Annotated in this window: 37 protein-coding genes; 36 read left to right on the forward strand and 1 reads right to left on the reverse strand. The window is 34.4% G+C overall.

The window, feature by feature from the left end:
• Positions 1-7: 7 nt before the first annotated feature.
• From fusA to ctlX, 35 genes are all read left to right on the forward strand, one after another.
• A complete protein-coding gene (gene fusA, locus LPB88_RS14760; protein WP_110835464.1) occupies positions 8-2164 on the forward strand; it encodes an elongation factor G in 2157 nt (718 codons plus the stop codon).
• A gap of 11 nt (positions 2165-2175) precedes the next feature.
• Entirely contained in the window at positions 2176-2481 is a 306-nt protein-coding gene (rpsJ, locus tag LPB88_RS14765) for a 30S ribosomal protein S10 (RefSeq protein WP_007803605.1), read from the forward strand.
• A gap of 403 nt (positions 2482-2884) precedes the next feature.
• Positions 2885-3502: a 50S ribosomal protein L3 gene (rplC, locus tag LPB88_RS14770; protein WP_007803612.1), complete on the forward strand. Its 618-nt coding sequence runs from the start codon at positions 2885-2887 to the stop codon at positions 3500-3502.
• On the forward strand, positions 3502-4131 hold the full coding sequence (rplD, locus tag LPB88_RS14775; protein WP_089351922.1) for a 50S ribosomal protein L4: 630 nt from the start codon (positions 3502-3504) through the stop codon (positions 4129-4131). Before rplC ends, rplD begins: the two co-directional genes overlap by 1 nt.
• A gap of 7 nt (positions 4132-4138) precedes the next feature.
• Entirely contained in the window at positions 4139-4429 is a 291-nt protein-coding gene (rplW, locus tag LPB88_RS14780) for a 50S ribosomal protein L23 (protein ID WP_017495018.1), read from the forward strand.
• A 9-nt stretch (positions 4430-4438) separates the two neighbouring features.
• The gene (gene rplB, locus LPB88_RS14785; RefSeq protein ID WP_007803623.1) at positions 4439-5263 is read left to right on the forward strand and encodes a 50S ribosomal protein L2; all 825 of its coding nucleotides are present in this window, start codon (positions 4439-4441) and stop codon (positions 5261-5263) included.
• Between the two features lie 6 nt (positions 5264-5269).
• Positions 5270-5548, forward strand: a complete 279-nt coding sequence (rpsS, locus tag LPB88_RS14790; protein WP_007803626.1) for a 30S ribosomal protein S19 — start codon at positions 5270-5272, stop codon at positions 5546-5548.
• Between the two features lie 6 nt (positions 5549-5554).
• Entirely contained in the window at positions 5555-5968 is a 414-nt protein-coding gene (gene rplV, locus LPB88_RS14795; protein ID WP_007803631.1) for a 50S ribosomal protein L22, read from the forward strand.
• A 5-nt stretch (positions 5969-5973) separates the two neighbouring features.
• Positions 5974-6735, forward strand: coding sequence for a 30S ribosomal protein S3 (rpsC, locus tag LPB88_RS14800; protein WP_007803635.1), 762 nt, complete (start codon positions 5974-5976; stop codon positions 6733-6735).
• 19 nt (positions 6736-6754) lie between these two features.
• Entirely contained in the window at positions 6755-7180 is a 426-nt protein-coding gene (gene rplP / locus LPB88_RS14805) for a 50S ribosomal protein L16 (RefSeq protein ID WP_007803637.1), read from the forward strand.
• Positions 7181-7193: 13 nt separating this feature from the next.
• Entirely contained in the window at positions 7194-7385 is a 192-nt protein-coding gene (gene rpmC / locus LPB88_RS14810) for a 50S ribosomal protein L29 (RefSeq protein WP_007803639.1), read from the forward strand.
• Between the two features lie 17 nt (positions 7386-7402).
• Positions 7403-7663, forward strand: a complete 261-nt coding sequence (gene rpsQ, locus LPB88_RS14815) for a 30S ribosomal protein S17 (RefSeq protein WP_007803646.1) — start codon at positions 7403-7405, stop codon at positions 7661-7663.
• A gap of 2 nt (positions 7664-7665) precedes the next feature.
• A complete protein-coding gene (rplN, locus tag LPB88_RS14820; RefSeq protein ID WP_007803649.1) occupies positions 7666-8034 on the forward strand; it encodes a 50S ribosomal protein L14 in 369 nt (122 codons plus the stop codon).
• Between the two features lie 11 nt (positions 8035-8045).
• Positions 8046-8360 (forward strand): 50S ribosomal protein L24, encoded by a 315-nt coding sequence (rplX, locus tag LPB88_RS14825; RefSeq protein WP_007803650.1) that lies wholly within the window; start codon positions 8046-8048, stop codon positions 8358-8360.
• Positions 8361-8362: 2 nt separating this feature from the next.
• The gene (rplE, locus tag LPB88_RS14830; RefSeq protein ID WP_007803652.1) at positions 8363-8914 is read left to right on the forward strand and encodes a 50S ribosomal protein L5; all 552 of its coding nucleotides are present in this window, start codon (positions 8363-8365) and stop codon (positions 8912-8914) included.
• Between the two features lie 3 nt (positions 8915-8917).
• Positions 8918-9187 carry a 30S ribosomal protein S14 gene (gene rpsN, locus LPB88_RS14835; RefSeq protein WP_007803655.1) on the forward strand — a complete coding sequence of 90 codons (270 nt, stop codon included), beginning with the start codon at positions 8918-8920 and terminating at the stop codon, positions 9185-9187.
• Between the two features lie 104 nt (positions 9188-9291).
• On the forward strand, positions 9292-9690 hold the full coding sequence (rpsH, locus tag LPB88_RS14840) for a 30S ribosomal protein S8 (protein ID WP_017495014.1): 399 nt from the start codon (positions 9292-9294) through the stop codon (positions 9688-9690).
• An 18-nt stretch (positions 9691-9708) separates the two neighbouring features.
• Positions 9709-10251: a 50S ribosomal protein L6 gene (gene rplF / locus LPB88_RS14845; protein WP_055093060.1), complete on the forward strand. Its 543-nt coding sequence runs from the start codon at positions 9709-9711 to the stop codon at positions 10249-10251.
• Between the two features lie 11 nt (positions 10252-10262).
• Positions 10263-10613, forward strand: a complete 351-nt coding sequence (rplR, locus tag LPB88_RS14850) for a 50S ribosomal protein L18 (RefSeq protein WP_039111736.1) — start codon at positions 10263-10265, stop codon at positions 10611-10613.
• Positions 10614-10616: 3 nt separating this feature from the next.
• Positions 10617-11141 carry a 30S ribosomal protein S5 gene (gene rpsE, locus LPB88_RS14855; RefSeq protein ID WP_085950926.1) on the forward strand — a complete coding sequence of 175 codons (525 nt, stop codon included), beginning with the start codon at positions 10617-10619 and terminating at the stop codon, positions 11139-11141.
• 12 nt (positions 11142-11153) lie between these two features.
• Positions 11154-11336: a 50S ribosomal protein L30 gene (gene rpmD, locus LPB88_RS14860; protein WP_017495010.1), complete on the forward strand. Its 183-nt coding sequence runs from the start codon at positions 11154-11156 to the stop codon at positions 11334-11336.
• 11 nt (positions 11337-11347) lie between these two features.
• Positions 11348-11800: a 50S ribosomal protein L15 gene (gene rplO / locus LPB88_RS14865; RefSeq protein WP_017495009.1), complete on the forward strand. Its 453-nt coding sequence runs from the start codon at positions 11348-11350 to the stop codon at positions 11798-11800.
• Positions 11801-11813: 13 nt separating this feature from the next.
• Positions 11814-13160, forward strand: a complete 1347-nt coding sequence (gene secY / locus LPB88_RS14870) for a preprotein translocase subunit SecY (protein WP_230716455.1) — start codon at positions 11814-11816, stop codon at positions 13158-13160.
• A 7-nt stretch (positions 13161-13167) separates the two neighbouring features.
• On the forward strand, positions 13168-13383 hold the full coding sequence (infA, locus tag LPB88_RS14875; protein ID WP_007136545.1) for a translation initiation factor IF-1: 216 nt from the start codon (positions 13168-13170) through the stop codon (positions 13381-13383).
• Between the two features lie 12 nt (positions 13384-13395).
• Positions 13396-13512: a type B 50S ribosomal protein L36 gene (gene ykgO / locus LPB88_RS14880; protein ID WP_072945378.1), complete on the forward strand. Its 117-nt coding sequence runs from the start codon at positions 13396-13398 to the stop codon at positions 13510-13512.
• Between the two features lie 2 nt (positions 13513-13514).
• Positions 13515-13889 carry a 30S ribosomal protein S13 gene (gene rpsM, locus LPB88_RS14885; RefSeq protein ID WP_056245953.1) on the forward strand — a complete coding sequence of 125 codons (375 nt, stop codon included), beginning with the start codon at positions 13515-13517 and terminating at the stop codon, positions 13887-13889.
• A gap of 8 nt (positions 13890-13897) precedes the next feature.
• Complete coding sequence (gene rpsK, locus LPB88_RS14890; protein WP_007803677.1) at positions 13898-14281, forward strand: 30S ribosomal protein S11; 384 nt, start codon at positions 13898-13900, stop codon at positions 14279-14281.
• 95 nt (positions 14282-14376) lie between these two features.
• Positions 14377-14982 (forward strand): 30S ribosomal protein S4, encoded by a 606-nt coding sequence (gene rpsD / locus LPB88_RS14895; protein ID WP_026982953.1) that lies wholly within the window; start codon positions 14377-14379, stop codon positions 14980-14982.
• A gap of 21 nt (positions 14983-15003) precedes the next feature.
• Entirely contained in the window at positions 15004-15996 is a 993-nt protein-coding gene (locus LPB88_RS14900) for a DNA-directed RNA polymerase subunit alpha (protein WP_026109818.1), read from the forward strand.
• A 36-nt stretch (positions 15997-16032) separates the two neighbouring features.
• Positions 16033-16521 carry a 50S ribosomal protein L17 gene (gene rplQ / locus LPB88_RS14905; protein ID WP_089351920.1) on the forward strand — a complete coding sequence of 163 codons (489 nt, stop codon included), beginning with the start codon at positions 16033-16035 and terminating at the stop codon, positions 16519-16521.
• A 254-nt stretch (positions 16522-16775) separates the two neighbouring features.
• Positions 16776-17894 carry a glutamine-hydrolyzing carbamoyl-phosphate synthase small subunit gene (carA, locus tag LPB88_RS14910; RefSeq protein ID WP_230716456.1) on the forward strand — a complete coding sequence of 373 codons (1119 nt, stop codon included), beginning with the start codon at positions 16776-16778 and terminating at the stop codon, positions 17892-17894.
• Between the two features lie 102 nt (positions 17895-17996).
• Positions 17997-19289 carry a phosphopyruvate hydratase gene (gene eno, locus LPB88_RS14915; RefSeq protein WP_230716457.1) on the forward strand — a complete coding sequence of 431 codons (1293 nt, stop codon included), beginning with the start codon at positions 17997-17999 and terminating at the stop codon, positions 19287-19289.
• Positions 19290-19444: 155 nt separating this feature from the next.
• The gene (locus LPB88_RS14920; protein ID WP_230716458.1) at positions 19445-20722 is read left to right on the forward strand and encodes a citrate synthase; all 1278 of its coding nucleotides are present in this window, start codon (positions 19445-19447) and stop codon (positions 20720-20722) included.
• 65 nt (positions 20723-20787) lie between these two features.
• Positions 20788-21702 carry a dimethylarginine dimethylaminohydrolase family protein gene (locus tag LPB88_RS14925; RefSeq protein ID WP_230716459.1) on the forward strand — a complete coding sequence of 305 codons (915 nt, stop codon included), beginning with the start codon at positions 20788-20790 and terminating at the stop codon, positions 21700-21702.
• A 67-nt stretch (positions 21703-21769) separates the two neighbouring features.
• Complete coding sequence (gene ctlX / locus LPB88_RS14930) at positions 21770-22705, forward strand: citrulline utilization hydrolase CtlX (RefSeq protein WP_230716460.1); 936 nt, start codon at positions 21770-21772, stop codon at positions 22703-22705.
• A 78-nt stretch (positions 22706-22783) separates the two neighbouring features.
• Here the strand turns inward: ctlX and LPB88_RS14935 are convergent, their stop codons facing one another.
• Positions 22784-23413: a MarC family NAAT transporter gene (locus tag LPB88_RS14935; RefSeq protein WP_230716461.1), complete on the reverse strand. Its 630-nt coding sequence runs from the start codon at positions 23411-23413 to the stop codon at positions 22784-22786.
• A 151-nt stretch (positions 23414-23564) separates the two neighbouring features.
• Here LPB88_RS14935 and LPB88_RS14940 point away from each other — a divergent pair, with 151 nt between their 5' ends.
• On the forward strand, positions 23565-23930 hold the full coding sequence (locus LPB88_RS14940; RefSeq protein ID WP_089351913.1) for a CoA-binding protein: 366 nt from the start codon (positions 23565-23567) through the stop codon (positions 23928-23930).
• Positions 23931-24101 lie beyond the last annotated feature (171 nt).

Raw genomic sequence — 24101 nt, forward strand, 5'->3', positions numbered from 1 at the left:
GTAAGAAATGGCTAGAGATTTAAAATATACAAGAAATATTGGAATTGCTGCTCACATTGATGCTGGTAAAACAACAACAACTGAGCGTATCCTTTTTTATACTGGAAAGTCACACAAAATTGGTGAAGTACACGATGGTGCTGCAACAATGGACTGGATGGCTCAAGAGCAAGAAAGAGGTATTACAATTACTTCGGCTGCGACAACTTGTGAGTGGAACTTTCCAACTGAGCAAGGTAAGATTTTGCCTGAGTCTTTGCCATACCACTTTAATATTATTGATACTCCTGGACACGTTGACTTTACTGTAGAGGTAAACCGTTCTTTACGTGTACTTGATGGATTGGTTTTCTTGTTTAGTGCTGTTGATGGTGTTGAGCCTCAGTCAGAAACTAACTGGAGACTTGCTGATCAATATAGAGTTCCACGTATGGGATTCGTAAACAAAATGGACCGTCAAGGATCTAACTTTTTGGCAGTTTGTCAACAAGTTCGTGATATGTTGAAATCAAATGCTGTTGCGATCACTTTGCCAATTGGTGAAGAAAATGATTTCAAAGGTGTTGTAGATTTAGTAAAAAACCAAGCTATCATTTGGCATGATGCTACTCAAGGGGCAACTTTTGATATTGTGCCAATTCCTGAGGATATGATTGCAGAGGTTAAAGAATACAGATCAATTCTTATTGAAGCAGTTGCTGACTACGATGAAAATCTTTTAGAGAAATTCATGGAAGATGAAAACTCTATTACAGAGGAAGAAATCAACAATGCTTTAAGAGCTGCTACTATGGATATGGCTATCATCCCGATGATTGCTGGTTCTTCTTTCAAAAACAAAGGAGTTCAATTCATGTTAGATGCGGTTTGTAAATATTTACCTTCTCCAATGGATAAGGAAGGTATCGAAGGGATTCACCCTGATGATGCTGAATTATTAGAAGAAGATCAAACTAAAATCTTACGTCGTCCAGATGTAAAAGAGCCGTTCGCTGCTTTGGCATTTAAAATTGCTACTGACCCATTCGTAGGTCGTTTAGCTTTCTTCCGTGCTTACTCAGGTCGTTTAGATGCTGGTTCTTACGTTTTGAACACTCGTTCAGGAAATAAAGAAAGAATTTCTCGTATCTACCAAATGCACGCTAACAAACAAAATCCAATCGAATATATTGAGGCTGGAGATATTGGAGCTGCTGTTGGATTTAAAGATATCAAAACTGGAGATACATTGTGTGATGAAAAGCACCCAATCATTCTTGAGTCTATGAAATTCCCTGCACCGGTAATTGGTATTGCAATTGAACCTAAAACTAAAGCTGACGTTGATAAAATGGGTATGGCTTTGGCTAAATTAGCTGAAGAAGATCCAACATTTACAGTTAGAACAGATGAGGCTTCAGGACAAACTATTATCTCTGGTATGGGTGAGCTTCACTTGGATATCTTAGTAGATCGTATGAAACGTGAATTTAAAGTTGAAGTAAACCAAGGTGAGCCTCAAGTTGAGTATAAAGAAGCGTTTACAAGAACTGCTACACACAGAGAAACTTACAAGAAACAATCAGGGGGTCGTGGTAAATTCGGTGATATCGTATTTACACTTGAGCCAGCTGATGAAGTTGATGGTAAAGTTCCTGTTGGATTACAGTTTATTAATGCAGTAAAAGGTGGTAACGTTCCTAAAGAATATATCCCTTCTGTAGAAAAAGGTTTCCGTGAAGCTATGAAAACTGGTCCATTGGCAGGTTATCAAGTGGATAGTTTAAAAGTAACTTTGACGGACGGATCTTTCCACCCTGTCGATTCTGATGCACTTTCTTTTGAGTTAGCTGCTAGAATGGGTTATAGAGAAGTAGCTAAAGCTGCTGGTGCGATTATTTTGGAGCCAATCATGAAAATGGAAGTTATTACTCCTGAAGAAAACATGGGGGATATCGTTGGTGATATCAACCGTCGTAGAGGTCAGGTAAATGACATGGGTGACAGAAACGGTGCTAAAACTATTAAAGCTGATGTGCCTTTATCAGAAATGTTTGGTTATGTAACAACATTAAGAACATTGTCTTCTGGTAGAGCAACTTCAACAATGGAGTTTTCTCACTATGCAGAAACACCTTCTAATATTTCAGAAGCTGTAATTAAAAAAGCAAAAGGTAACGCTTAATTCTTAAGAAAATGAGTCAAAAAATCAGAATAAAACTAAAATCTTACGATCACATGTTGGTGGATAAATCTGCTGAAAAGATCGTAAAAACAGTAAAAACTACTGGAGCAGTTGTAACAGGTCCAATTCCGTTACCAACTCACAAAAAACTTTTCACTGTATTGCGTTCTCCGCACGTTAACAAAAAAGCGAGAGAGCAATTTGAAGTAATGTCATACAAGAGATTGATTGATATTTATTCATCTTCATCTAAAACTATTGATGCATTAATGAAACTTGAATTGCCAAGTGGAGTTGAAGTAGAAATAAAAGTATAATTTTTTTATTATATTTTGCATATAAAAAGCGAGTCAGAAATGTCTCGCTTTTTTTTATAGCTAAAAATTTTGACAGTAATTTTTTGAGGTATTTATTTTTGATAAATTATTTCTGTTTCTGTCGAAATGTCTTTAATTTAGGCTGTTAAGGGAGTTTTTTCTTTTGAAGATTATGTAATTGTTAAGGAAAATGATGTTGAGGGTTAAGATGAGAAAAATTAATTTTTTAAAGAAATGGAATGTGGATGTTGATGAGATTGGTGCTTTGATTTTGATTATGAGCTATTTAATTTTTATAACCGTTTGGTATATTCAATTTTAATGTATACTTTTGCACTCCCTGTTTGGAAATTTCTGTTATTTTCAAATTGAAGGGAATTTTAGTAATTAATAATTAATATTTATGTCTGGGTTAATTGGTAAAAAAATCGGCATGACTAGTATTTTCGACGAAAACGGGAAAAACATTCCTTGTACAGTAATCGAGGCTGGGCCGTGTGTTGTTACCCAAGTCAGAACCAAAGGTGTTGACGGGTACGAAGCGTTGCAACTAGGTTTCGATGACAAAAACGAGAAACATTCTACTAAAGCGGCTTTAGGTCACTTTAAAAAAGCTGGAACTGTTGCTAAGAAAAAAGTCGTTGAATTCCAAGATTTTGCAACTGAACAAAAATTAGGAGATCTTATCGATGTTTCTATTTTTGCTGAAGGAGAATTTGTAGATGTACAAGGTGTGTCTAAAGGTAAAGGTTTTCAGGGTGTTGTAAAACGTCACGGATTTGGTGGTGTTGGTCAAGCAACTCATGGTCAACATAACCGTTTAAGAGCGCCAGGTTCTGTGGGAGCTTCTTCTTATCCATCTAGAGTATTCAAAGGAATGCGTATGGCTGGAAGAATGGGAGGAGATAATGTAAAAGTACAAAACCTTAGAGTTTTAAAAGTAGTTGCTGAAAAGAACCTACTTGTTATTAAAGGATGTGTTCCTGGACATAAAAACTCTTATGTAATCATTCAGAAGTAATGGAAGTAAAAGTATTAGATTTCAACGGAAAAGATACTGGAAGAAAAGTTCAACTTTCTGATTCAGTATTCGCAATTGAACCAAACAATCACGCTGTATACCTTGATGTTAAGCAATATCTTGCTAATCAAAGACAAGGGACTCACAAAGCTAAAGAAAGAGCTGAAGTGACAGGAAGTACACGTAAGATTAAAAAACAAAAAGGAACAGGTACTGCTCGTGCGGGAAGTATTAAGAATCCATTGTTTAAAGGTGGTGGAACAGTTTTCGGACCAAGACCAAGAAGTTATTCATTTAAATTGAATAAATCTTTGAAAAGATTGGCTAGAAAATCTGCTTTCTCAATCAAAGCAAAAGAGTCAAATATTATCGTTCTTGAGGACTTTAATTTTGAAACTCCAAACACTAAAAATTTCATTAACGTTTTGAAAGCTTTAGGGTTAGATAATAAAAAATCTCTATTTGTGTTGGGAGAGTCAAATAAAAATGTATATTTGTCGTCACGCAATTTAAAGGCTTCAAATGTCGTAACTAGCTCAGAATTAAGCACTTACGCTATTTTAAACACTAATAATTTAGTGCTTTTAGAAGGTTCTTTGGAGTTAATTGAAGAAAATTTAAGTAAATAATAGGAGTATGAGTATCATAATTAGACCTATAGTAACAGAAAAAGTAACCAAAGAAAGTGAAGTTTTAAACCGCTTCGGATTCGTTGTTGACAAAAAAGCAAACAAAGTTCAGATTAAGAAAGCTGTTGAAGCTGCTTATGGAGTAACTATCGTTTCAGTTAACACGATGAACGTAAGACCGGATAGAACTACAAAATACACTAAGAGTGGTTTAATCAGTGGAAAGACAAATGCAATTAAGAAAGCGATTGTTCAAGTACAAGAAGGAGAAACAATTGATTTTTACAACAATATCTAAGATAGAAAAATGTCAGTAAGAAAATTAAAACCTATTACCCCAGGTCAGCGATTTAGAGTTGTGAATGGTTATGACGCCATTACAACTGATAAGCCGGAACGCTCTTTGATAGCGCCGATAAAAAACTCTGGAGGTAGAAATAGTCAAGGAAAGATGACCATGCGTTATACGGGTGGTGGTCACAAGCAGAGATATCGTATTATTGATTTCAAAAGAACTAAAGACGGAATTCCGGCTACAGTGAAATCAATCGAATACGATCCGAATCGTACTGCATTTATCGCTTTATTAGCTTATGCTGATGGAGAGAAAACTTATGTAATTGCTCAAAACGGATTGAAAGTTGGTCAGAAATTAGTTTCTGGTCCAGAATCTCAACCTGAAATTGGTAATACATTGCCTTTGAGCAGAATTCCTTTAGGAACTGTTATCTCTTGTATTGAGTTACGCCCAGGTCAAGGTGCGGTAATCGCTCGTTCAGCTGGAACATTTGCTCAATTAATGGCAAGAGATGGAAAATATGCTACAATTAAAATGCCGTCAGGAGAAACAAGATTGATCTTGTTAACTTGTTCAGCTACAATTGGAGCAGTTTCTAATTCAGACCACCAATTAGTTGTATCTGGTAAAGCAGGTAGAACAAGATGGTTAGGAAGAAGACCTAGAACAAGACCTGTTGCAATGAACCCTGTTGATCACCCAATGGGTGGTGGAGAAGGACGTTCTTCTGGTGGACATCCACGTTCAAGAAATGGAATACCAGCAAAAGGTTATAGAACTCGTTCTAAGAAAAACCCGAGTAACAAGTATATCGTAGAACGTAGAAAGAAATAATAAGATATGGCACGTTCATTAAAAAAAGGACCTTTCGTTCATTATAAGTTAGACAAGAAAGTTCAAGAAAACATTGAAAACGGAAATAAAGGAGTGGTAAAGACTTGGTCTAGAGCTTCTATGATTACTCCAGACTTTGTTGGGCAGACTATCGCAGTTCATAACGGTCGTCAATTTGTACCAGTTTACGTAACAGAAAACATGGTAGGTCACAAATTAGGAGAGTTTTCACCAACTAGATCTTTTAGAGGTCATGCTGGAGCAAAAAATAAAGGTAAAAAATAAGAAGCAATGGGAGTTCGTAAAAGAGAAACAGCAGATGCGAGAAAAGAGGCTAATAAGTCTATTGCTTTCGCAAAATTGAATAACTGCCCTACTTCACCTAGAAAAATGCGCTTAGTAGCGGACTTGGTAAGAGGTCAGAAGGTAGAAAGAGCACTTAACATCTTAAGATTCAGTTCTAAAGAAGCTTCAAGAAAATTAGAAAAACTATTATTATCTGCAATCAACAACTGGGAGCAAAAAAATAGTGAAGGTAATTTAGAAGAAGCTGGATTATTTGTTAAAGAGATCAGAGTAGATGGTGGAATGATGTTGAAAAGACTTCGTCCAGCTCCACAAGGTCGTGCACACAGAATAAGAAAACGTTCTAATCACGTAACAATCGTGCTTGGAGCTATCAATAACACACAAAGCAATTCTTAAGCAGCATGGGACAAAAGACAAATCCAATTGGAAATAGACTTGGTATCATCAGAGGATGGGACTCAAACTGGTATGGTGGAAATGATTACGGTGATAAACTTGCCGAAGATCACAAAATCAGAAAGTATATCCACGCTCGTTTATCAAAAGCTAGTGTATCAAAAGTAATCATTGAGAGAACTTTGAAGCTTGTAACCGTTACTATCACTACTGCTAGACCTGGTATCATTATCGGAAAAGGTGGTCAAGAGGTAGACAAGTTGAAAGAAGAACTTAAGAAAGTTACTGACAAAGAGGTTCAAATCAACATCTTTGAAATTAAAAGACCTGAGTTAGATGCTTATCTTGTGGCGACAAGCATCGCTCGTCAAATCGAAAGCCGTATTTCTTACAGACGTGCAATCAAAATGGCTATTGCTGCTTCTATGCGTATGAATGCTGAAGGTATCAAAGTTTTGATTTCTGGTCGTTTGAATGGTGCTGAGATGGCGCGTTCAGAAGGTTTCAAAGAAGGTAGAATTCCTCTATCAACTTTCAGAGCTGATATTGATTATGCTTTGGCTGAAGCTCACACTACTTATGGTAGAATGGGTATCAAAGTATGGATCATGAAAGGTGAAGTTTATGGAAAGAGAGATCTTTCTCCACTTGCAGGAATGGATAAAAAACAATCTGGAACTGGTGGTGGTAAAGGTGGTGATTCTCCAAGAGGAGACAGAAAGCCCTTTAATAAAGGTGGAAAACCAGACGCTCGTAAAAGAAAGTAAATTTTTAAACTAAAGAAAAATGTTACAGCCTAAAAGAACAAAATACCGTAAGGTACAGAAAGGTAAAATGAAAGGTAACTCTCAAAGAGGGCATGAACTTTCTAATGGAATGTTTGGTATTAAATCTGTACATGAAGATGGAATGTTCTTAACGTCTCGTCAAATCGAAGCTGCGCGTATTGCTGCAACTCGTTTCATGAAGAGAGAAGGACAATTATGGATCAAAATATTTCCAGACAAACCAATTACTAAGAAGCCTCTTGAGGTACGTATGGGTAAAGGTAAAGGTGCCGTTGAATATTGGGCTGCCGTTGTTAAACCCGGAAGAATTATGTTTGAAGTTGGAGGAGTTCCTTTATCAGTTGCAAAAGAGGCTTTACGTCTTGCAGCTCAAAAGCTTCCAGTAAAAACTAAATTCGTCGTTGCTAGAGATTTCGAAGCATAATTAAATTTATATTATGAAACAATCAGAAATAAAAGATCTTTCTGCAGCGGAGTTGCAAGAAAAACTTAGTCAAACTAAGAAAATATATGCTGACCTAAAAATGGCTCACGCTATTTCTCCAATTGAGAACCCGCTTCAAATTAGAAGTGTAAGAAGAACAGTTGCAAGATTGGCTACAGAGTTAACTAAAAGAGAGTTACAATAATTGTATTCTGCTGAAAGATGGAAGAAAAAAGAAATTTAAGAAAAGAAAGAATAGGTGTTGTTACTTCAAATAAAATGGATAAGTCTATTGTTATTGCTGAAGTAAGAAAAGTAAAACACCCATTATACGGTAAGTTCGTGTTGAAAACAAAGAAATATGTTGCACACGACGAAACAAACGACTGTAACATTGGAGATACTGTAAGAATTAGCGAAACGCGTCCTTTAAGTAAAACAAAATGTTGGAGATTAGTTGAAATCTTAGAAAGAGCTAAATAATTATGGTACAACAGGAATCAAGACTAAAAGTAGCAGATAACACGGGAGCAAAAGAAGTTTTAACTATCCGTGTTTTAGGAGGTACCAAAAGAAGGTATGCCTCTGTTGGTGACAAGATTGTAGTATCTATTAAAGATGCAACTCCTAACGGTAACGTTAAAAAAGGAGCTGTTTCAACTGCAGTTGTTGTACGTACCAAAAAAGAAGTGAGAAGAGCTGATGGTTCTTATATCCGTTTCGATGATAATGCATGTGTTCTTTTGAACGCTGCAGGGGAAATGAGAGGAACACGTGTTTTTGGTCCGGTAGCAAGAGAACTTCGTGAAAAACAATTCATGAAAATTGTATCATTAGCACCAGAAGTGCTTTAATTCGTTTTAAGATGATAAAGCTAAAAATAAAATCAGGAGATATCGTAAGAGTTATTGCTGGAGACCATAAAGGTGCTGAAGGTAAAGTTTTACGTGTTTACCGTGAGAAAAATAAAGCGATAGTTGAAGGTGTAAACATGGTTTCGAAACATACAAAACCAAGTGCTAAAAACCCTCAAGGTGGTATCGTTAAGAAAGAAGCTTCTATACAAATATCCAACATTTCACTAATTGATCCTAAAACTAAGGAAACAACTAGAGTTGGTATTAGAGTAGAAGGAGATAAGAAAGTAAGATTTTCAAAAAAATCTAATCAAGTACTATAGTAATGGCATATACACCTAGACTAAAAGAAGAATATAAGAGTAGAGTAATCTCTGCTCTTAAAGAGGAATTCGGATATACAAACGTGATGCAAGTTCCAAAACTTGAAAAAATCGTTTTGAGCCGTGGAGTTGGTGCAGCTGTATCTGATAAAAAACTTATTGACTATGCAGTTGATGAGTTAACAAAGATCACTGGACAAAAAGCAGTATCTACAATTTCAAAGAAAGACGTTGCGTCATTCAAATTGAGAAAAGGGATGCCTATTGGAGCGAAAGTTACTTTACGTGGTGAAAGAATGTATGAGTTTTTAGATAGACTTGTAACTTCTGCTTTGCCACGCGTTAGAGATTTTAGTGGTATCAAAGCTACTGGTTTCGACGGAAGAGGTAATTACAATCTTGGAGTTTTAGAGCAAATCATTTTCCCAGAAATTGATATTGACAAAGTGAACAAAATTTCAGGAATGGATATTACATTTGTTACTACTGCAAAAACAGACAAGGAAGCAAAGTCATTATTGGCTGAATTAGGATTACCTTTTAAAAAGAATTAAGACATGGCTAAAGAATCAATGAAAGCCCGCGAGGTTAAGAGAGAAAAAACGGTAGCAAAGTATGCTGAGAAAAGAAAAGCTTTGAAAGAAGCTGGAGATTTTGAAGGTTTACAAAAATTACCTAAAAATGCTTCACCAGTTCGTTTGCACAATCGTTGTAAATTAACAGGTAGACCAAGAGGGTATATCCGTCAATTCGGTATTTCACGTGTAACTTTCCGTGAAATGGCTAACAATGGGTTAATTCCTGGAGTTAAAAAGGCATCTTGGTAATCTCGTAAAAAGTTATTACTTTTGCAAACCAAAAAATAATTTTAATTGATTAAAGGTTCGGGAGACGGGTGTCTCCCGAAAACCATAATCGCAATCAAATACATATGTATACAGATCCTATTGCAGATTATTTGACTAGAGTTCGTAACGCTGTGGCTGCAAACCACAAAGTTGTTGAAATTCCAGCTTCTAATCTAAAAAAAGAAATAACTAAGATCTTATTTGATCAAGGTTATATCTTGAGTTACAAATTTGAAGACAACTCTGTTCAGGGTTCAATCAAAATCGCTTTAAAGTATGATAAAGATACTAAAGAGCCTGTAATTAAAGATATCCAAAGAATTAGTAAACCTGGTTTACGTAAATATGCAGGTGCTGCCAAATTACCAAGAATCCTTAATGGATTAGGAATTGCAATTGTTTCAACTTCAAAAGGTCTTATGACTGGAAAACAAGCGAAACAATTAAATGTAGGTGGTGAAGTAATTTGTTACGTATACTAATTTTAAAGACTAAATAAGATGTCAAGAATAGGTAAAAGCCCAATTGTAATTGCTGCTGGAGTAACTGTAGAAGTTAAAGACGGTATCATTACAGTAAAAGGAAAAAAAGGTCAACTAACTCAGGAGTTTTCGGACATTACTGTAAAAGTTGAAGGCGATCAAGTTTTATTAGAAAGATCGTCTGATCATAAAGACCAAAGAGCAAAACACGGATTATACAGATCATTAATCAATAACATGATAATTGGTGTATCTGAAGGTTTTACAAAAGAACTTGAATTAGTTGGAGTTGGTTATAGAGCTTCAAACCAAGGTCAAAAGTTAGATTTAGCTCTTGGATATTCTCACAATATTGTTTTGGAAATTGCTCCTGAAGTAGCTCTAGAAACAATATCTGAAAAAGGTAAAAACCCTATCGTAAAATTAACATCATTTGATAAACAACTTTTAGGTCAGGTTGCTGCGAAAATCAGAGGTTTCCGTAAGCCTGAGCCGTACAAAGGAAAAGGTGTTAAATTTGTGGGTGAAGTATTAAGAAGAAAAGCAGGTAAATCAGCTTAAAAAATAAGATTATGTCATTAACAAAATCTGATAGAAGACAGAGAATTAGATTCAGAATTAGAAAATCGATTAGTGGTACTGCTACTAACCCAAGACTATCTGTATTTAGAAGTAACAAAGAAATTTACGCTCAAATTATTGATGACGTAAACGGAGTTACTTTATTAGCTGCATCTTCAAGAGAAAAAGAAATAGGAAAAGGTACTAACGTTGAAATCGCTGCTGCTGTTGGAAAACTAGTTGCTGAGAAAGCGTTAAAAGCTGGGATTGATACCATCACTTTTGACAGAGGTGGATATTTGTATCACGGTCGTATTAAATCATTAGCAGAAGGCGCAAGAGCGGCTGGACTTAAATTCTAATATATTATGTCTAAATACAAAAATGTAGAATTGGTAAAACCAAGTGGTCTTGAACTTAAAGATCGTCTGGTAAGTGTTAATCGTGTTACTAAAGTTACAAAAGGTGGTAGAGCTTTCGGTTTTTCTGCTATTGTAGTTGTAGGTGATGAAAACGGAGTAGTTGGTCATGGATTAGGAAAATCTAAAGACGTTTCTGAAGCAATTGCGAAAGCAGTAGAAGATGCTAAGAAAAATTTAGTAAAAATTCCTTTGAACGGACAATCTGTTCCTCACGAACAAAAAGGTAAATTTGGTGGTGCGCGTGTATTCTTAATTCCTGCGTCTCATGGTACAGGAGTTATTGCTGGTGGAGCTGTTCGTTCAGTTCTTGAATCAGTAGGTATTCACGATGTATTATCTAAATCTCAAGGATCATCAAATCCTCATAACGTAGTGAAAGCAACTTTTGATGCTTTATTACAAATGAGAAGCGCTCACACTGTTGCAAAACAAAGAGGTGTTTCTTTAGAAAAAGTTTTTAAAGGTTAATTCAAGGAAATTATGGCTAAATTATTAGTAAAACAAGTAAGAAGCAAAATCAACTGCCCTCTTTCTCAAAAAAGAGGTTTGGAAGCTTTAGGTCTACGTAAAATGGGACAAGTTGTAGAGCATGATTCAAATCCTGCAATCCTTGGGATGATAAACAAAGTTAAACACTTAGTTTCTGTCGAAGAAGCTAAATAACAAATACTGTTATGAATTTAAGTAACTTACAACCAGCTGAAGGGTCAACACACAATCAAAATAAAAGATTAGGTAGAGGAGAAGGTTCTGGAAAAGGTGGTACTTCTGCAAGAGGTCACAAAGGAGCAAAATCTCGTTCTGGTTATTCTAAAAAGATTGGTTTTGAAGGAGGGCAAATGCCACTTCAAAGACGTGTGCCTAAGTTTGGTTTCACAAACATCAATCGTAAAGAATACGAAGGTGTTAATTTAGATACGCTTCAATTATTAGTAGACAATGGTGTGATTACTGATTCTGTTTCAATGACAGATTTCGTAGCAAATCGTCTAGCTACCAAAAATGAAATCGTTAAGATTTTAGGTAGAGGAGAATTGAAAGCAAAATTAAAAGTAACTGCCCACAAATTTACTGCTACTGCAAAAGCTGCTATTGAAGCTGCTGGTGGAGAAGCTGTAACTATATAACTTATCTATTAAGATGAAGAAATTTATTGAATCAATAAGTAATGTTTGGAAAATCGAAGAACTGAAAAATAGAATCTTAATTACATTAGGATTACTTTTAGTATATCGTTTTGGTGCACACGTTACGCTTCCTGGAATTGACGCAACTCAATTAACAGGTTTAGCGGGACAAACTAAAAATGGTTTAGGATCTATCCTAGACATGTTTACAGGGGGTGCTTTCTCTAAAGCTTCAGTTTTTGCTTTAGGTATTATGCCTTATATTTCTGCATCTATTGTTGTTCAGTTAATGGGAATTGCGATTCCTTATTTACAAAAGCTTCAAAGCGATGGAGAGAGTGGTAGAAAAAAGATTAATCAAATCACTCGTTGGTTGACTATAGCTATTACACTGGTTCAAGGTCCAACTTATATCTATAATTTATACAGAACGTTACCTGGAAGTGCATTCTTACTAGGCTTTAATTCACCTGAATTTTTGTTTTCGTCTGTTATCATCTTGGTTACTGGTACTATTTTTGCTATGTGGCTTGGAGAAAAAATTACAGATAAAGGTATTGGAAATGGAATTTCATTATTGATTATGGTTGGTATTTTGGCAAGACTACCTCAAGCGTTCATGCAAGAGTTTTCTTCTAGAGTAACAAACAACAATGGTGGTCCAATGTTATTAGTTATTGAAATTATTGTGTGGTTATTGGTAATCATTTCTTGTGTATTGCTTACAATGGCAGTACGTAAAATTCCGGTTCAATACGCTCGTCGTACAACAACTGGAGATTACGAGCAAGATTTAGCTGGTGGTAATAGACAATGGATTCCTCTAAAGCTTAATGCTTCTGGAGTTATGCCAATTATTTTTGCTCAGGCAATTATGTTTATACCTGCAGCTGTAGCTGGATTGTCTAAATCAGATACATCACAATCTATTGTTGGTGCGTTTAGTAATATGTTTGGTTTTTGGTATAATTTTGTATTTGCAACTTTAATTATTGTGTTTACATTCTTCTATACTGCGATCACTGTACCTACTAACAAAATGGCCGATGATTTAAAAAGAAGTGGTGGTTTTATTCCTGGAGTTCGTCCAGGTGCTGAAACTTCAGACTTCTTAGATAAAGTGATGTCTTTAATAACTTTCCCAGGATCTTTATTCCTTGCTTTGATTGCTGTGTTCCCAGCTATTGTTGTAAGTATTATGGATGTACAACAATCTTGGGCAATGTTTTTTGGAGGTACCTCATTAATAATTATGGTTGGAGTTGCAATAGATACTATTCAACAGATCAATTCATACTTGTTAAACAAACATTATGATGGTTTAATGAAGACTGGTAAAAATAGAAAAGCGGTAGCTTAATATATTTATGGCAAAACAATCAGCAATAGAACAAGACGGATCAATCATCGAAGCATTATCAAATGCGATGTTCCGTGTAGAGTTAGAAAATGGACATATCGTAATTGCTCATATTTCTGGTAAAATGCGTATGCATTACATCAAGTTATTACCTGGTGATAAAGTGAAACTGGAAATGAGTCCTTATGATTTGTCAAAAGCAAGAATTACTTATCGATATTAAAGGATATTCACTATGAAAGTTAGAGCATCAGTAAAAAAGAGAAGTCCCGAGTGCATCATTGTGCGTAGAAAAGGGAGATTGTACGTAATAAACAAAAAGAATCCTAGATTTAAACAAAGACAAGGATAATTATGGCAAGAATAGCAGGGGTAGATATCCCAAAAAATAAAAGAGGTGTTATAGCACTTACCTATATCTTTGGATTAGGAAGAAGTAGAGCTATTGAGATTTTAGAGAAAGCTCAAGTTAGCCAAGATAAAAAAGTTCAAGATTGGAATGATGACGAGATCGGAGCAATTCGTGAAGCTGTTGGTGCATTCAAAATTGAAGGAGAATTACGTTCTGAAGTTTCTTTGAACATCAAACGTTTAATGGATATTGGTTGTTACAGAGGGATCCGTCATAGATCTGGTCTTCCGTTAAGAGGGCAAAGAACTAAAAACAACTCTAGAACAAGAAAAGGTAAAAGAAAAACTGTTGCTAACAAGAAAAAAGCAACTAAATAATAAGTAATATGGCTAAAGCAACTGCAAAAAAACGTAAAGTTATCGTTGAATCAACGGGAGAAGCTCATATTTCTGCTACCTTCAATAACATCATCATTTCTTTGACTAACAAAAAAGGTGAAGTTATTTCTTGGTCTTCAGCTGGTAAAATGGGTTTCAGAGGTTCTAAAAAGAATACTCCGTACGCAGCCCAAATGGCAGCAGAAGATTGTAGTAAAGTAGCTCTTGAAGCTGGACTTAAAAAAGTAAAAGTTTATGTAAAAGGACCAGGAAACGGACGTGAGTCTGCTATCCGTTCTATTCATAACGGTGGAATTGAAGTTACAGAGATTATCGATGTTACTCCAATGCCTCACAACGGATGTCGTCCTCCAAAAAGACGTAGAGTTTAATTTTATTTATTCATAGTATAAACAAGGTAGAATATAGATTATCGAAGGATTTGACCTGAATTCATAATCTCTACCTTAAATTTAATTTTTTAGAAATGGCAAGATATACTGGTCCAAAAACTAGAATTGCTCGTAAATTTGGCGAAGCAATCTTCGGAGATGATAAATCTTTCGAAAAAAGAAATTACCCACCTGGACAACACGGGATGGCTAAAAAAAGAGGTAAAAAATCTGAGTATGCTGTTCAGTTAATGGAAAAGCAAAAAGCTAAATATTCTTACGGAATTTTAGAAAAACAATTCAGAAATTTATTCAAAAAAGCATCAGCTACTAAAGGTGTTACTGGTGAAGTTCTTTTACAATTATGTGAAGCAAGATTAGATAACGTTGTTTTTAGAATGGGTATCGCTCCTTCTAGAAGAGGTGCTAGACAATTAGTTTCTCACAGACACGTTACTGTTAATGGTGAAGTTGTAAATATCGCTTCTTACCACCTTAAACCTGGTGATAAAGTTGCAGTTCGTGAAAAATCTAAATCTTTAGAAGCTATCGAACGTTCTTTATCAAATTCAAGTCATGTTTATGAATGGATTACTTGGAATAATGATCTTAAAGAAGGAACTTTCGTTTCTGTACCTGCAAGACTTCAAATTCCAGAAAACATTAAAGAACAATTAATCGTAGAGTTGTACAACAAATAATAATTGACTTAGTCGAAATTTATGGCAATATTTAATTTTCAAAAGCCCGATAAAGTTATCATGATCGATTCAACCGATTTTGAAGGTAAATTCGAATTTAGACCTTTAGAACCTGGTTATGGATTGACAGTTGGTAATGCACTTAGAAGAGTTTTGCTTTCAGCATTAGAAGGTTATGCAATTACATCTGTTCGTATCGAAGGTGTAGATCATGAGTTTTCTACTATTTCAGGTGTTGTTGAAGATGTTACCGAAATTATCCTTAATCTAAAACAAGTACGTTTCAAACGTCAAATTGAAGATATCGATAATGAAGCAGTTACAATTTCTGTTTCTGGTAAAGATCAACTAACAGCAGGTGATTTTCAAAAATTTATTTCAGGTTTCCAAGTTTTGAATCCAGACCTTGTTATCTGTAATTTAGATTCTAAAATCAAATTGAACTTCGATTTAACAATCGAAAAAGGTAGAGGATATGTTCCTGCTGAGGAGAACAAAAAACAGAACGCTGCAATTGGTACTATTTTTACAGACTCTATTTTTACTCCGGTAAAAAATGTAAAATACGCAATTGAAAACTTCCGTGTTGAGCAAAAAACAGATTACGAAAAATTAGTTTTTGAAATTAAAACTGATGGTTCTATTAATCCAAAAGATGCTCTTACAGAAGCGGCTAAAGTTTTAATTCACCACTTCATGTTATTTTCTGACGAAAGAATTACACTCGAGGCTGACGAAATTGCACAAACAGAATCGTATGATGAAGAGTCATTGCATATGAGACAATTGCTTAAAACTAAGCTTGTTGATATGGATTTATCTGTGAGAGCATTAAATTGCTTGAAAGCGGCTGAAGTTGATACACTTGGTGATTTAGTATCGTTCAATAAAAATGACCTAATGAAATTCCGTAATTTTGGTAAAAAATCTTTAACTGAGCTTGATGAACTTGTTGCAGTTAAAAATTTAACTTTCGGAATGGACTTAGCTAAATACAAATTAGATAAAGAATAATTCAATCCCGCTTGCGGGATTAAATTTAAAATAGCAATGAGACACGGAAAAAAATTCAATCACTTAAGCAGACAGACTGGACATAGAAAAGCTATGTTAGCTAATATGGCTTGTTCTCTTATTGAGCACAAACGTATTAACACTACTGTTGCTAAGGCTAAAGCGCTTAAACAATTCGTTGAGCCTTTAATCACAAAATCAAAAGAAGATACGACTCACAATCGTCGTATTGTTTTTGCTTACTTACGTAGTAAATATGCGGTAACTGACTTGTTCAGAGACGTAGCTGCTAAAGTTGGTGACCGTCCAGGTGGATACACTCGTATCATTAAAGTTGGAAATCGTTTGGGAGATAATGCTGATATGGCAATGATCGAACTTGTAGATTTCAATGAACTTTACAATGGAGGTAAAAAAGAAGTTAAAAAAGCAAAAAGCCGTCGTGGTGGTAAAGCAAAAAAAGCTGAGGAAACTACTGAAGCTCCAGCTGCTGAGTCTGATACGACTACAGAAGCTTCTGAATAATTATGAAAGTAATGATTCTATAGAAATCAAGGATAAACTAATTTTTAGTTTATCCTTTTTTTTTGATTTTTTTTAAAATAGTTTAAAATGTAACTTATTTCGAAATATAGGTTTTAATTTTATCAATGAAATTTTTAAAAAATCTTGGAAGCACTCTTTTAAAGAAGTAAATTTGCAAAATATCTAATTACAAATGAAAAACGTCTAACGGATTTCATGAAACAATTAAAAAAAAACAATACACAAATTAAAGAATGAAATACACTACACGACAAAGCGCCATTTTATTACTAAGTGATGGAACTATTTTTCACGGGAAATCTATCGGAATTAGCGGTAAAACTTTTGGTGAAGTTTGTTTTAATACTGGAATGACCGGATATCAGGAGATTTTTACAGATCCTTCTTATTTTGGTCAAATAATGGTGGCTACTAATGCTCACATTGGAAACTATGGTGTTAATGATTTGGAAATAGAATCTGATAGCATTAAAATTGCTGGTTTAGTTTGTAAAAACTTCAGTTTTAATTATTCAAGAGAAGATGCTTCAGGAAGTTTAGAAGATTATTTTACAAAACAAAATTTAATCTGTATTTCTGATGTTGATACGCGTGCACTTGTAAGTTACATTCGTGATAATGGAGCTATGAATGCTGTTATTTGCACTGATGGTACTTCTGTTGAAGAATTGAAAAAAGAATTGGCCAACGTGCCAAACATGGAAGGTTTAGAGTTAGCTTCAAAAGTATCAACAATTGAACCTTATTTTTTTGGTGATGAAAATGCAACTTATAAAATCTCTGCTTTAGATCTTGGAATCAAAAAGAATATCTTGAGAAATCTTGCAAAGAGAGATTGTTATATTAAAGTTTTTCCATACAATTCAACATATAAAGATTTAGCTGAATTTAATCCAGACGGATATTTCTTGTCAAATGGACCTGGAGATCCGGATCCGCTTTTTGGAGCTATCGAGGTTGCAAAAGAAATTTTGGCTGATGATAAACCATTATTCGGAATTTGTTTAGGACATCAGGTAATTGCTTTGGCAAACGGAGTTCAAACGTATAAAATGTTTAATGGTCACCGAGGAATTAACCACCCGGTTAAAAATCTAATTACCGGTAAAGGAGAAATTACTTCGCAAAATCATGGTTTCGCTGTAAATAAAGAAGCTTTAGATAATCATCCAGATTTAGAGATAACACATTTGCATTTAAATGATGGAACGGTTGCAGGTATGCGTATGAAAAGTAAGAATTGTTTTTCAGTGCAATACCATCCTGAAGCAAGTCCTGGACCACATGATTCATCTTATTTGTTCGATCAATTTGTTGAGAACATAAAAGAAGCTTTATCTAAAACGATGTAGTTAATAAATAAAGGTGTTTATTAGTTAGAATACGTTTTTACTATTAAATATTTTTATAATTTCGAAAAAAAAATATAATTTATTAATAAAAAAACAAAAGTAATGAGTATTATAATTAAAGTTCACGCAAGACAAATTCTTGATTCTAGAGGTAATCCTACTATTGAAGTTGATGTAGTAACTGAAAACGGAGTTTTAGGTAGAGCTGCTGTTCCATCTGGAGCATCAACTGGAGAGCACGAAGCTGTTGAATTACGTGATGGAGGTAAAGCTTATCTTGGAAAAGGAGTTTTGAATGCAGTGAATAATGTAAATACTGTTATTGCTGAAGAGTTAGTTGGTACTTCTGTTTTCGAACAAAATACTATTGATCAATTGATGATCGATTTAGACGGAACTCCAAATAAATCTAAATTAGGAGCTAATGCTATTTTAGGAGTTTCTTTGGCTGCTGCAAAAGCTGCTGCTAACGAATTAGGATTGCCTTTGTACAGATACGTAGGTGGGGTTTCTGCTAATACGTTGCCTGTACCAATGATGAATATCATCAATGGAGGTTCGCACTCTGATGCACCTATCGCATTTCAAGAATTTATGATTTTCCCAGTAAAAGCAACTTCTTTTACACATGCTATGCAAATGGGAACTGAAATTTTCCACAGCTTAAAAAAAGTATTACACGATAGAGGTTTAAGTACTGCTGTAGGTGATGAAGGTGGTTTTGCGCCTAACTTGGCTGGAGGTACTGAAGATGCTTTAGATACTATCAAGTTAGCGGTTGAAAAAGCAGGATATACTTTCGGGGATGAAATTATGATTGCTCTTGACTGTGCTGCTTCTGAGTTTTATGTAAACGGTAAATATGATTATACTAAATTTGAAGGTGAAACAGGAAAAATAAGAACATCTGAAGAACAAGCTGATTATTTAGCTGAACTTGCTGCTAAATATCCAATTATTTCTATCGAAGATGGTATGTATGAAGATGACTGGAACGGATGGAAATATTTAACTGAAAAAATTGGACATAAAGTACAATTAGTAGGAGATGATTTGTTTGTTACTAATGTTGAGCGTCTTTCAACTGGAATAGAAAAAGGAATTGCAAATTCAATTTTAGTAAAAGTGAACCAAATTGGGACTTTAACTGAAACTATTGCAGCTGTAAATATGGCTAAAAATGCAGGTTATACATCAGTAATGTCTCACCGTTCTGGAGAAACTGAGGATACTACTATTGCTGACTTAGCAGTAGCTTTAAACTGTGGTCAAATTAAGACAGGTTCTGCTTCTCGTTCTGATCGTATGGCAAAATACAATCAATTATTAAGAATTGAAGAAGAGTTAGGAAGTACTGCTTATTTTCCTGGATTAAACGCTTTCAAAATTAAATAATTGTAAGAGTTATATATTGAATTCAAACCATTCGCTTTTGCGAATGGTTTTTTTTTGGAGTTTTAACAAATTCATAGCAGGATTCTTTTTTTAATTAGTCTTAAATTCCTTAGATTTGATAAATTATTATTTTAAAGAATTATTTCCGATATATTATGTCAAAAATAGCTACATTAGAAGTAGATGGTCAAAAAATTGAACTTCCGGTAATCACAGGAAGTGAAAATGAATCAGCTATCGATATTAACAAATTACGTGATTTAACTGGTTTTATTACAATCGACCCTGGATATAAGAATTCTGGATCTTGTACAAGCGAAATCACCTTCTTAGACGGAGAATTAGGAATTTTACGTTACAGAGGATATTCAATTGAAGATTTAGCTGAAAAAGCTAATTTTTTAGAAGTGTCTTATCTATTAATTTTTGGTGAATTGCCAACAGCTCAAGAATTAGAGCAGTTTGAAAATGGTATTAAAAAACATACTTTGGTAAACGAAGAAATGAAAAATATCATTGATGGTTTTCCAAAAACAGCTCATCCAATGGGTGTTTTATCAGCTTTAACCAGTGCGTTAACTGCCTTTAATCCAAAAGCGGTAAATGTTGATAATGAAAAAGAAATGTACGAAGCCATTTGTAAAACAATGGGTAAATTTCTTGTAATTGCTACATGGACTTATAGAAAATCTATGGGATATCCGTTAAACTATTATGACAATACACAAGGTTATGTGGAGAACTTTATGCAATTGATGTTTAAATTGCCTACAGGACCTTACGCTGCTAATCCGGTTGTTATTGATGCACTAGATAAATTATTCATATTACATGCTGATCACGAACAAAACTGTTCGACTTCTACGGTAAGAATGGTTGGTTCATCTCATGCTGGTTTATTTGCTTCAATTTCTGCTGGAGTTTCAGCACTTTGGGGGCCTCTTCATGGTGGTGCAAATCAAGCTGTTCTTGAAATGCTTGAAGATATTAATAAAGATGGAGGAGATACGGATAAATTTTTGGCGAAAGCAAAAGATAAGAATGATCCTTTCCGTTTAATGGGATTTGGTCATAGAGTTTATAAAAACTTTGATCCACGAGCTAGAATTATTAAAAAAGCTGCTAAAGAAGTATTAGAGACTTTAGGTGTTGATGATCCGATTTTAGAAATCGCTAAGAAATTAGAAATGGCTGCTCTCGAGGATGAATACTTCAAATCAAGAAACTTGTATCCAAATGTTGATTTCTACTCTGGAATTATTTACAGAGCACTTGGAATTCCAACAGATATGTTTACAGTGATGTTTGCAATTGGTAGATTACCAGGTTGGATCGCGCAATGGAAAGAAATGCGTGAAAACAAAGAACCAATTGGTAGACCAAGACAAATCTATACAGGGCATCCGCTTAGAGACTTTAAGTCGAATAAATAAAAATATTTTAAAGCTTCACTTAACTGTGAAGCTTTTTTTATCTTTGCCCAAAATATAATAAAGTTATGTTGCAATTAAATATAAAGAACGAAACGTCAAGATTACGGGCTGTAGTTTTGGGTTCAGCTGTTCATAATGGGCCAACTCCATCTATAGATGAAGCCTATGATCCTAAATCATTGGAACATATTAAAGCAGGAACCTATCCAATCGAAGAAGATATGGTTGTTGAAATGGAAGCTTTTAATACTGTTTTTAAAAAATATGATGTAAAAGTTTATCGTCCAGAAATGATCGAAAACTATAATCAGATTTTTGCAAGAGACATTGGTTTTGTAATTGATGACACCTTTGTAAAATCGAATATTTTACCGGATAGAGAACGTGAATTAGATGCAATTCAGTATGTAATTGATCAGATGGATCCTTTAAAAGTGGTTCGTCCGCCAGAAGAAGTTCATATTGAAGGAGGAGATGTTATGCTTTGGAACGATCATATCTTTATTGGAACATATAAAGGAAGTGATTATAAAGATTACATTACAGCAAGAACAAATATGCAGGGTGTAAACTATATTAAAGAGTTGTTTCCAAATAAAATTGTCAAAGAATTTGATTTAGTAAAATCTAAATTAGAAGCTCGTGACAATGCTTTGCACTTAGATTGTTGTTTCCAGCCTGTAGGAAAAGATAAAGGAATTATTTATAAAAGAGGTTTCCGTGAAGAAGCTGATTACTTGTACTTAGTTAACCTTTTTGGAATGGAAAATTTATTTCATATCGAAAGAAACGAAATGTATAATATGTTTTCTAACGTTTTTTCGATTGATGAAAATGTCGTTGTTTCGGAAAAAAACTTTACTAGACTAAACAATTGGCTTCGTGCAAACGGATTTACTGTGGAAGAGATTCCTTATGCAGAAATTGCAAAGCAAGAAGGATTATTGAGGTGTTCAACTTTGCCGTTAATTAGAGACTAAAAAAAAGTTTCAAATCTAAAGTTCCAGCAACTTGAAACTTCAAACTTGAAACAAAAAATACATAAACATGAGACAAACAACAAATGCAATCGTAATGATTCGGCCTGTTGCTTTCAGGATGAATGAGCAAACAGCTGTAAATAATTATTACCAAAAAGTATTAGACGGACTTTTACCAAGTACAGTAAATGCCAAAGCACAACAAGAATTTGATACTTTTGTTGAAAAACTGAGAGCGGTGGGAGTTGATGTTACCGTAATAGATGATACTTTAGAAACGGACACTCCAGACAGTATTTTTCCAAACAACTGGGTTTCTTTCCATGAAAATGGAGACGTAGCATTATATCCAATGTTTGCAGAGAATCGTCGTCAGGAACGTCGTGAGGATATCTTAGACACTTTAGAGGATAAAGGTTTTGAGATTTCTAACATTATGGATTATACATCAGCAGAAGAAGATGGTTTTTTTCTTGAAGGAACAGGAAGTTTGCTTTTAGATCGCGCTAATGCAAAAGCGTATTGCGCATTATCACCGCGTGCTGATGAAGAATTATTTATTGAATTCTGTGAAGATTTTGATTACGCTCCGGTAATTTTCGAAGCTTTTCAAACTGTTGATGGCGAACGTAAATTGATTTATCATACCAATGTTATGATGTGTTTAGGAGAAACTTTTGCTGTTATTTGTGCAGATTGTATAGATGATAAAAAAGAGCGTAAAATGGTTCTTGAAAATCTAAAAGCCGATAAGAAAGAAATTGTTTTAATTACGGAAGCTCAGGTAAATAATTTTGCAGGAAATATGTTGGAAATTAGAGGAACTAATGATAAAAAATATATTGTAATGAGTGCATCGGCGCATCAGAGTTTGACACCTAAACAAATTGCACAATTAGAAAATCACGCTGAAATTCTGAGTTCAAGCTTAGATACGATAGAAGCTTGTGGTGGAGGAAGTGCAAGATGTATGATGGCTGAAGTGTTTTTGCCAAGAAACTAGAATACTTTTTAGATATAAAAAAGGGATAGAACTTAACGTTTTATCCCTTTTTACTTTTTGTATAAATTGAAAAATAATTTACATTAAATTTCCTTTAACAATATTAATGATAGAACTCACAATATATTGAATTCCGATAGAAATTACAATAAATCCAACGATTCTCGATATTGCCACAATTCCCGAAGCACCAAGTATTCTTGCCAAATAATGAGCGCTTTTTAGAATTACAAAAATGGCAACTGCAATTGCCAGAATTGCCAAAGATGAAATGATGATTTCTTCCATTCCATGATGTTCCTGGTAAAAAGCAATTAGTAACGAAATTGATCCTGGTCCTGCTAGCATTGGTATTGCCAGAGGAGTCAGAGCAATGTCATTTCGTTGTTGCGCGTCCGTTTCAACTTTCTTGTTTATTCCTCTTTTTTTATTAATTTTTCCAGAAAGTAAAGAGAATCCTGAGTTTACAATTATGATTCCTCCTGCAATTCTAAGCGCATCAATACTAATTCCGAAAAAGCTTAGAACATATTGACCGATAAAGAAGGAAACCATCAAAATAATAAAAACATTTATAGCAGTCCAAAGCGAAATTCGGGAGCGCTCCTCTTGAGAATCGTGTTGAGTAAGTCCAACAAAAATTGGAACAGTTCCAATTGGGTTTAAAACCGAAAATAGAGCAGCAAATAAATAAATGAATAAATCCATAGAGTTTTGGTTAGTGGAGTAAAAATAATCATTTTTTGATATCTGAAAGCAAATTCGTATTAAGATATTGTCTTTATTATTCTTATTTCTAAATCAATAACCTAAACTAAGCTCATTCTTTTTGATTACTTTTGTGGAATATTTAAAAATGATGAAAAATAAAAAAACTTTAGTTCTGGGTGCAACCACAAAACCAGATCGTTACGCTTTTAGAGCTATAAATATGTTAGTGGAAAAAGGACATACTGTTTTAGCAATTGGTCAAAATACTGGTGAGGTTGCCGGTGTTAAAATTTATACTAAAGCAATTCCTGTAAAAAATATAGACACAGTTACCTTATATCTGAACCCTGCACGTCAACGAGATTATTATAATTACATTATAGAAGCACAGCCTAAAAGAGTTGTTTTTAATCCCGGAGCAGAAAATCCAGAATTCTATCAACTGTTAGAACTAAATAATATCAAAGCCGAAGTTGCATGTACTTTGGTCTTATTGGCTACAAATCAATATTAAATTTTTAAGGAGCTATTCCAGCTGTTCACTATATCTTTTGTGGCGAACCCCGCCACAAAAGGATGTCGTTTCCATCTGGGCTAGAAAGAACTCTTGAAATTCAATTTACATTCTTGGTTAACATTGAATTTAGTTGCCCCAAAGCCTACTAAATCATTAAAAGTATTACTT

The sequence above is a fragment of the Flavobacterium sp. JAS genome (genome assembly GCF_020991455.1).
Taxonomy (GTDB): Bacteria; Bacteroidota; Bacteroidia; order Flavobacteriales; family Flavobacteriaceae; genus Flavobacterium.

Coding starts and splice junctions, on each gene's coding strand:
- rplF (WP_055093060.1), top strand. CDS start 9,709: ATGTCAAGAATAGGTAAAAGCCCAATTGTAATTGCTGCTGGAGTAACT.
- rplB (WP_007803623.1), top strand. CDS start 4,439: ATGTCAGTAAGAAAATTAAAACCTATTACCCCAGGTCAGCGATTTAGA.
- infA (WP_007136545.1), top strand. CDS start 13,168: ATGGCAAAACAATCAGCAATAGAACAAGACGGATCAATCATCGAAGCA.
- rplV (WP_007803631.1), top strand. CDS start 5,555: ATGGGAGTTCGTAAAAGAGAAACAGCAGATGCGAGAAAAGAGGCTAAT.
- carA (WP_230716456.1), top strand. CDS start 16,776: ATGAAATACACTACACGACAAAGCGCCATTTTATTACTAAGTGATGGA.
- rpsC (WP_007803635.1), top strand. CDS start 5,974: ATGGGACAAAAGACAAATCCAATTGGAAATAGACTTGGTATCATCAGA.
- LPB88_RS14935 (WP_230716461.1), bottom strand. CDS start 23,413: ATGGATTTATTCATTTATTTATTTGCTGCTCTATTTTCGGTTTTAAAC.
- ykgO (WP_072945378.1), top strand. CDS start 13,396: ATGAAAGTTAGAGCATCAGTAAAAAAGAGAAGTCCCGAGTGCATCATT.
- LPB88_RS14925 (WP_230716459.1), top strand. CDS start 20,788: ATGTTGCAATTAAATATAAAGAACGAAACGTCAAGATTACGGGCTGTA.
- rplC (WP_007803612.1), top strand. CDS start 2,885: ATGTCTGGGTTAATTGGTAAAAAAATCGGCATGACTAGTATTTTCGAC.
- secY (WP_230716455.1), top strand. CDS start 11,814: ATGAAGAAATTTATTGAATCAATAAGTAATGTTTGGAAAATCGAAGAA.
- fusA (WP_110835464.1), top strand. CDS start 8: ATGGCTAGAGATTTAAAATATACAAGAAATATTGGAATTGCTGCTCAC.
- ctlX (WP_230716460.1), top strand. CDS start 21,770: ATGAGACAAACAACAAATGCAATCGTAATGATTCGGCCTGTTGCTTTC.
- rpmC (WP_007803639.1), top strand. CDS start 7,194: ATGAAACAATCAGAAATAAAAGATCTTTCTGCAGCGGAGTTGCAAGAA.
- rpsK (WP_007803677.1), top strand. CDS start 13,898: ATGGCTAAAGCAACTGCAAAAAAACGTAAAGTTATCGTTGAATCAACG.
- rpsM (WP_056245953.1), top strand. CDS start 13,515: ATGGCAAGAATAGCAGGGGTAGATATCCCAAAAAATAAAAGAGGTGTT.
- rplW (WP_017495018.1), top strand. CDS start 4,139: ATGAGTATCATAATTAGACCTATAGTAACAGAAAAAGTAACCAAAGAA.
- rpsS (WP_007803626.1), top strand. CDS start 5,270: ATGGCACGTTCATTAAAAAAAGGACCTTTCGTTCATTATAAGTTAGAC.
- rpsH (WP_017495014.1), top strand. CDS start 9,292: ATGTATACAGATCCTATTGCAGATTATTTGACTAGAGTTCGTAACGCT.
- rpsJ (WP_007803605.1), top strand. CDS start 2,176: ATGAGTCAAAAAATCAGAATAAAACTAAAATCTTACGATCACATGTTG.
- rpsD (WP_026982953.1), top strand. CDS start 14,377: ATGGCAAGATATACTGGTCCAAAAACTAGAATTGCTCGTAAATTTGGC.
- rplQ (WP_089351920.1), top strand. CDS start 16,033: ATGAGACACGGAAAAAAATTCAATCACTTAAGCAGACAGACTGGACAT.
- rpsQ (WP_007803646.1), top strand. CDS start 7,403: ATGGAAGAAAAAAGAAATTTAAGAAAAGAAAGAATAGGTGTTGTTACT.
- rplP (WP_007803637.1), top strand. CDS start 6,755: ATGTTACAGCCTAAAAGAACAAAATACCGTAAGGTACAGAAAGGTAAA.
- rplX (WP_007803650.1), top strand. CDS start 8,046: ATGATAAAGCTAAAAATAAAATCAGGAGATATCGTAAGAGTTATTGCT.
- rplE (WP_007803652.1), top strand. CDS start 8,363: ATGGCATATACACCTAGACTAAAAGAAGAATATAAGAGTAGAGTAATC.
- LPB88_RS14940 (WP_089351913.1), top strand. CDS start 23,565: ATGAAAAATAAAAAAACTTTAGTTCTGGGTGCAACCACAAAACCAGAT.
- rplN (WP_007803649.1), top strand. CDS start 7,666: ATGGTACAACAGGAATCAAGACTAAAAGTAGCAGATAACACGGGAGCA.
- LPB88_RS14920 (WP_230716458.1), top strand. CDS start 19,445: ATGTCAAAAATAGCTACATTAGAAGTAGATGGTCAAAAAATTGAACTT.
- rpmD (WP_017495010.1), top strand. CDS start 11,154: ATGGCTAAATTATTAGTAAAACAAGTAAGAAGCAAAATCAACTGCCCT.
- LPB88_RS14900 (WP_026109818.1), top strand. CDS start 15,004: ATGGCAATATTTAATTTTCAAAAGCCCGATAAAGTTATCATGATCGAT.
- rplO (WP_017495009.1), top strand. CDS start 11,348: ATGAATTTAAGTAACTTACAACCAGCTGAAGGGTCAACACACAATCAA.
- rplR (WP_039111736.1), top strand. CDS start 10,263: ATGTCATTAACAAAATCTGATAGAAGACAGAGAATTAGATTCAGAATT.
- rplD (WP_089351922.1), top strand. CDS start 3,502: ATGGAAGTAAAAGTATTAGATTTCAACGGAAAAGATACTGGAAGAAAA.
- eno (WP_230716457.1), top strand. CDS start 17,997: ATGAGTATTATAATTAAAGTTCACGCAAGACAAATTCTTGATTCTAGA.
- rpsN (WP_007803655.1), top strand. CDS start 8,918: ATGGCTAAAGAATCAATGAAAGCCCGCGAGGTTAAGAGAGAAAAAACG.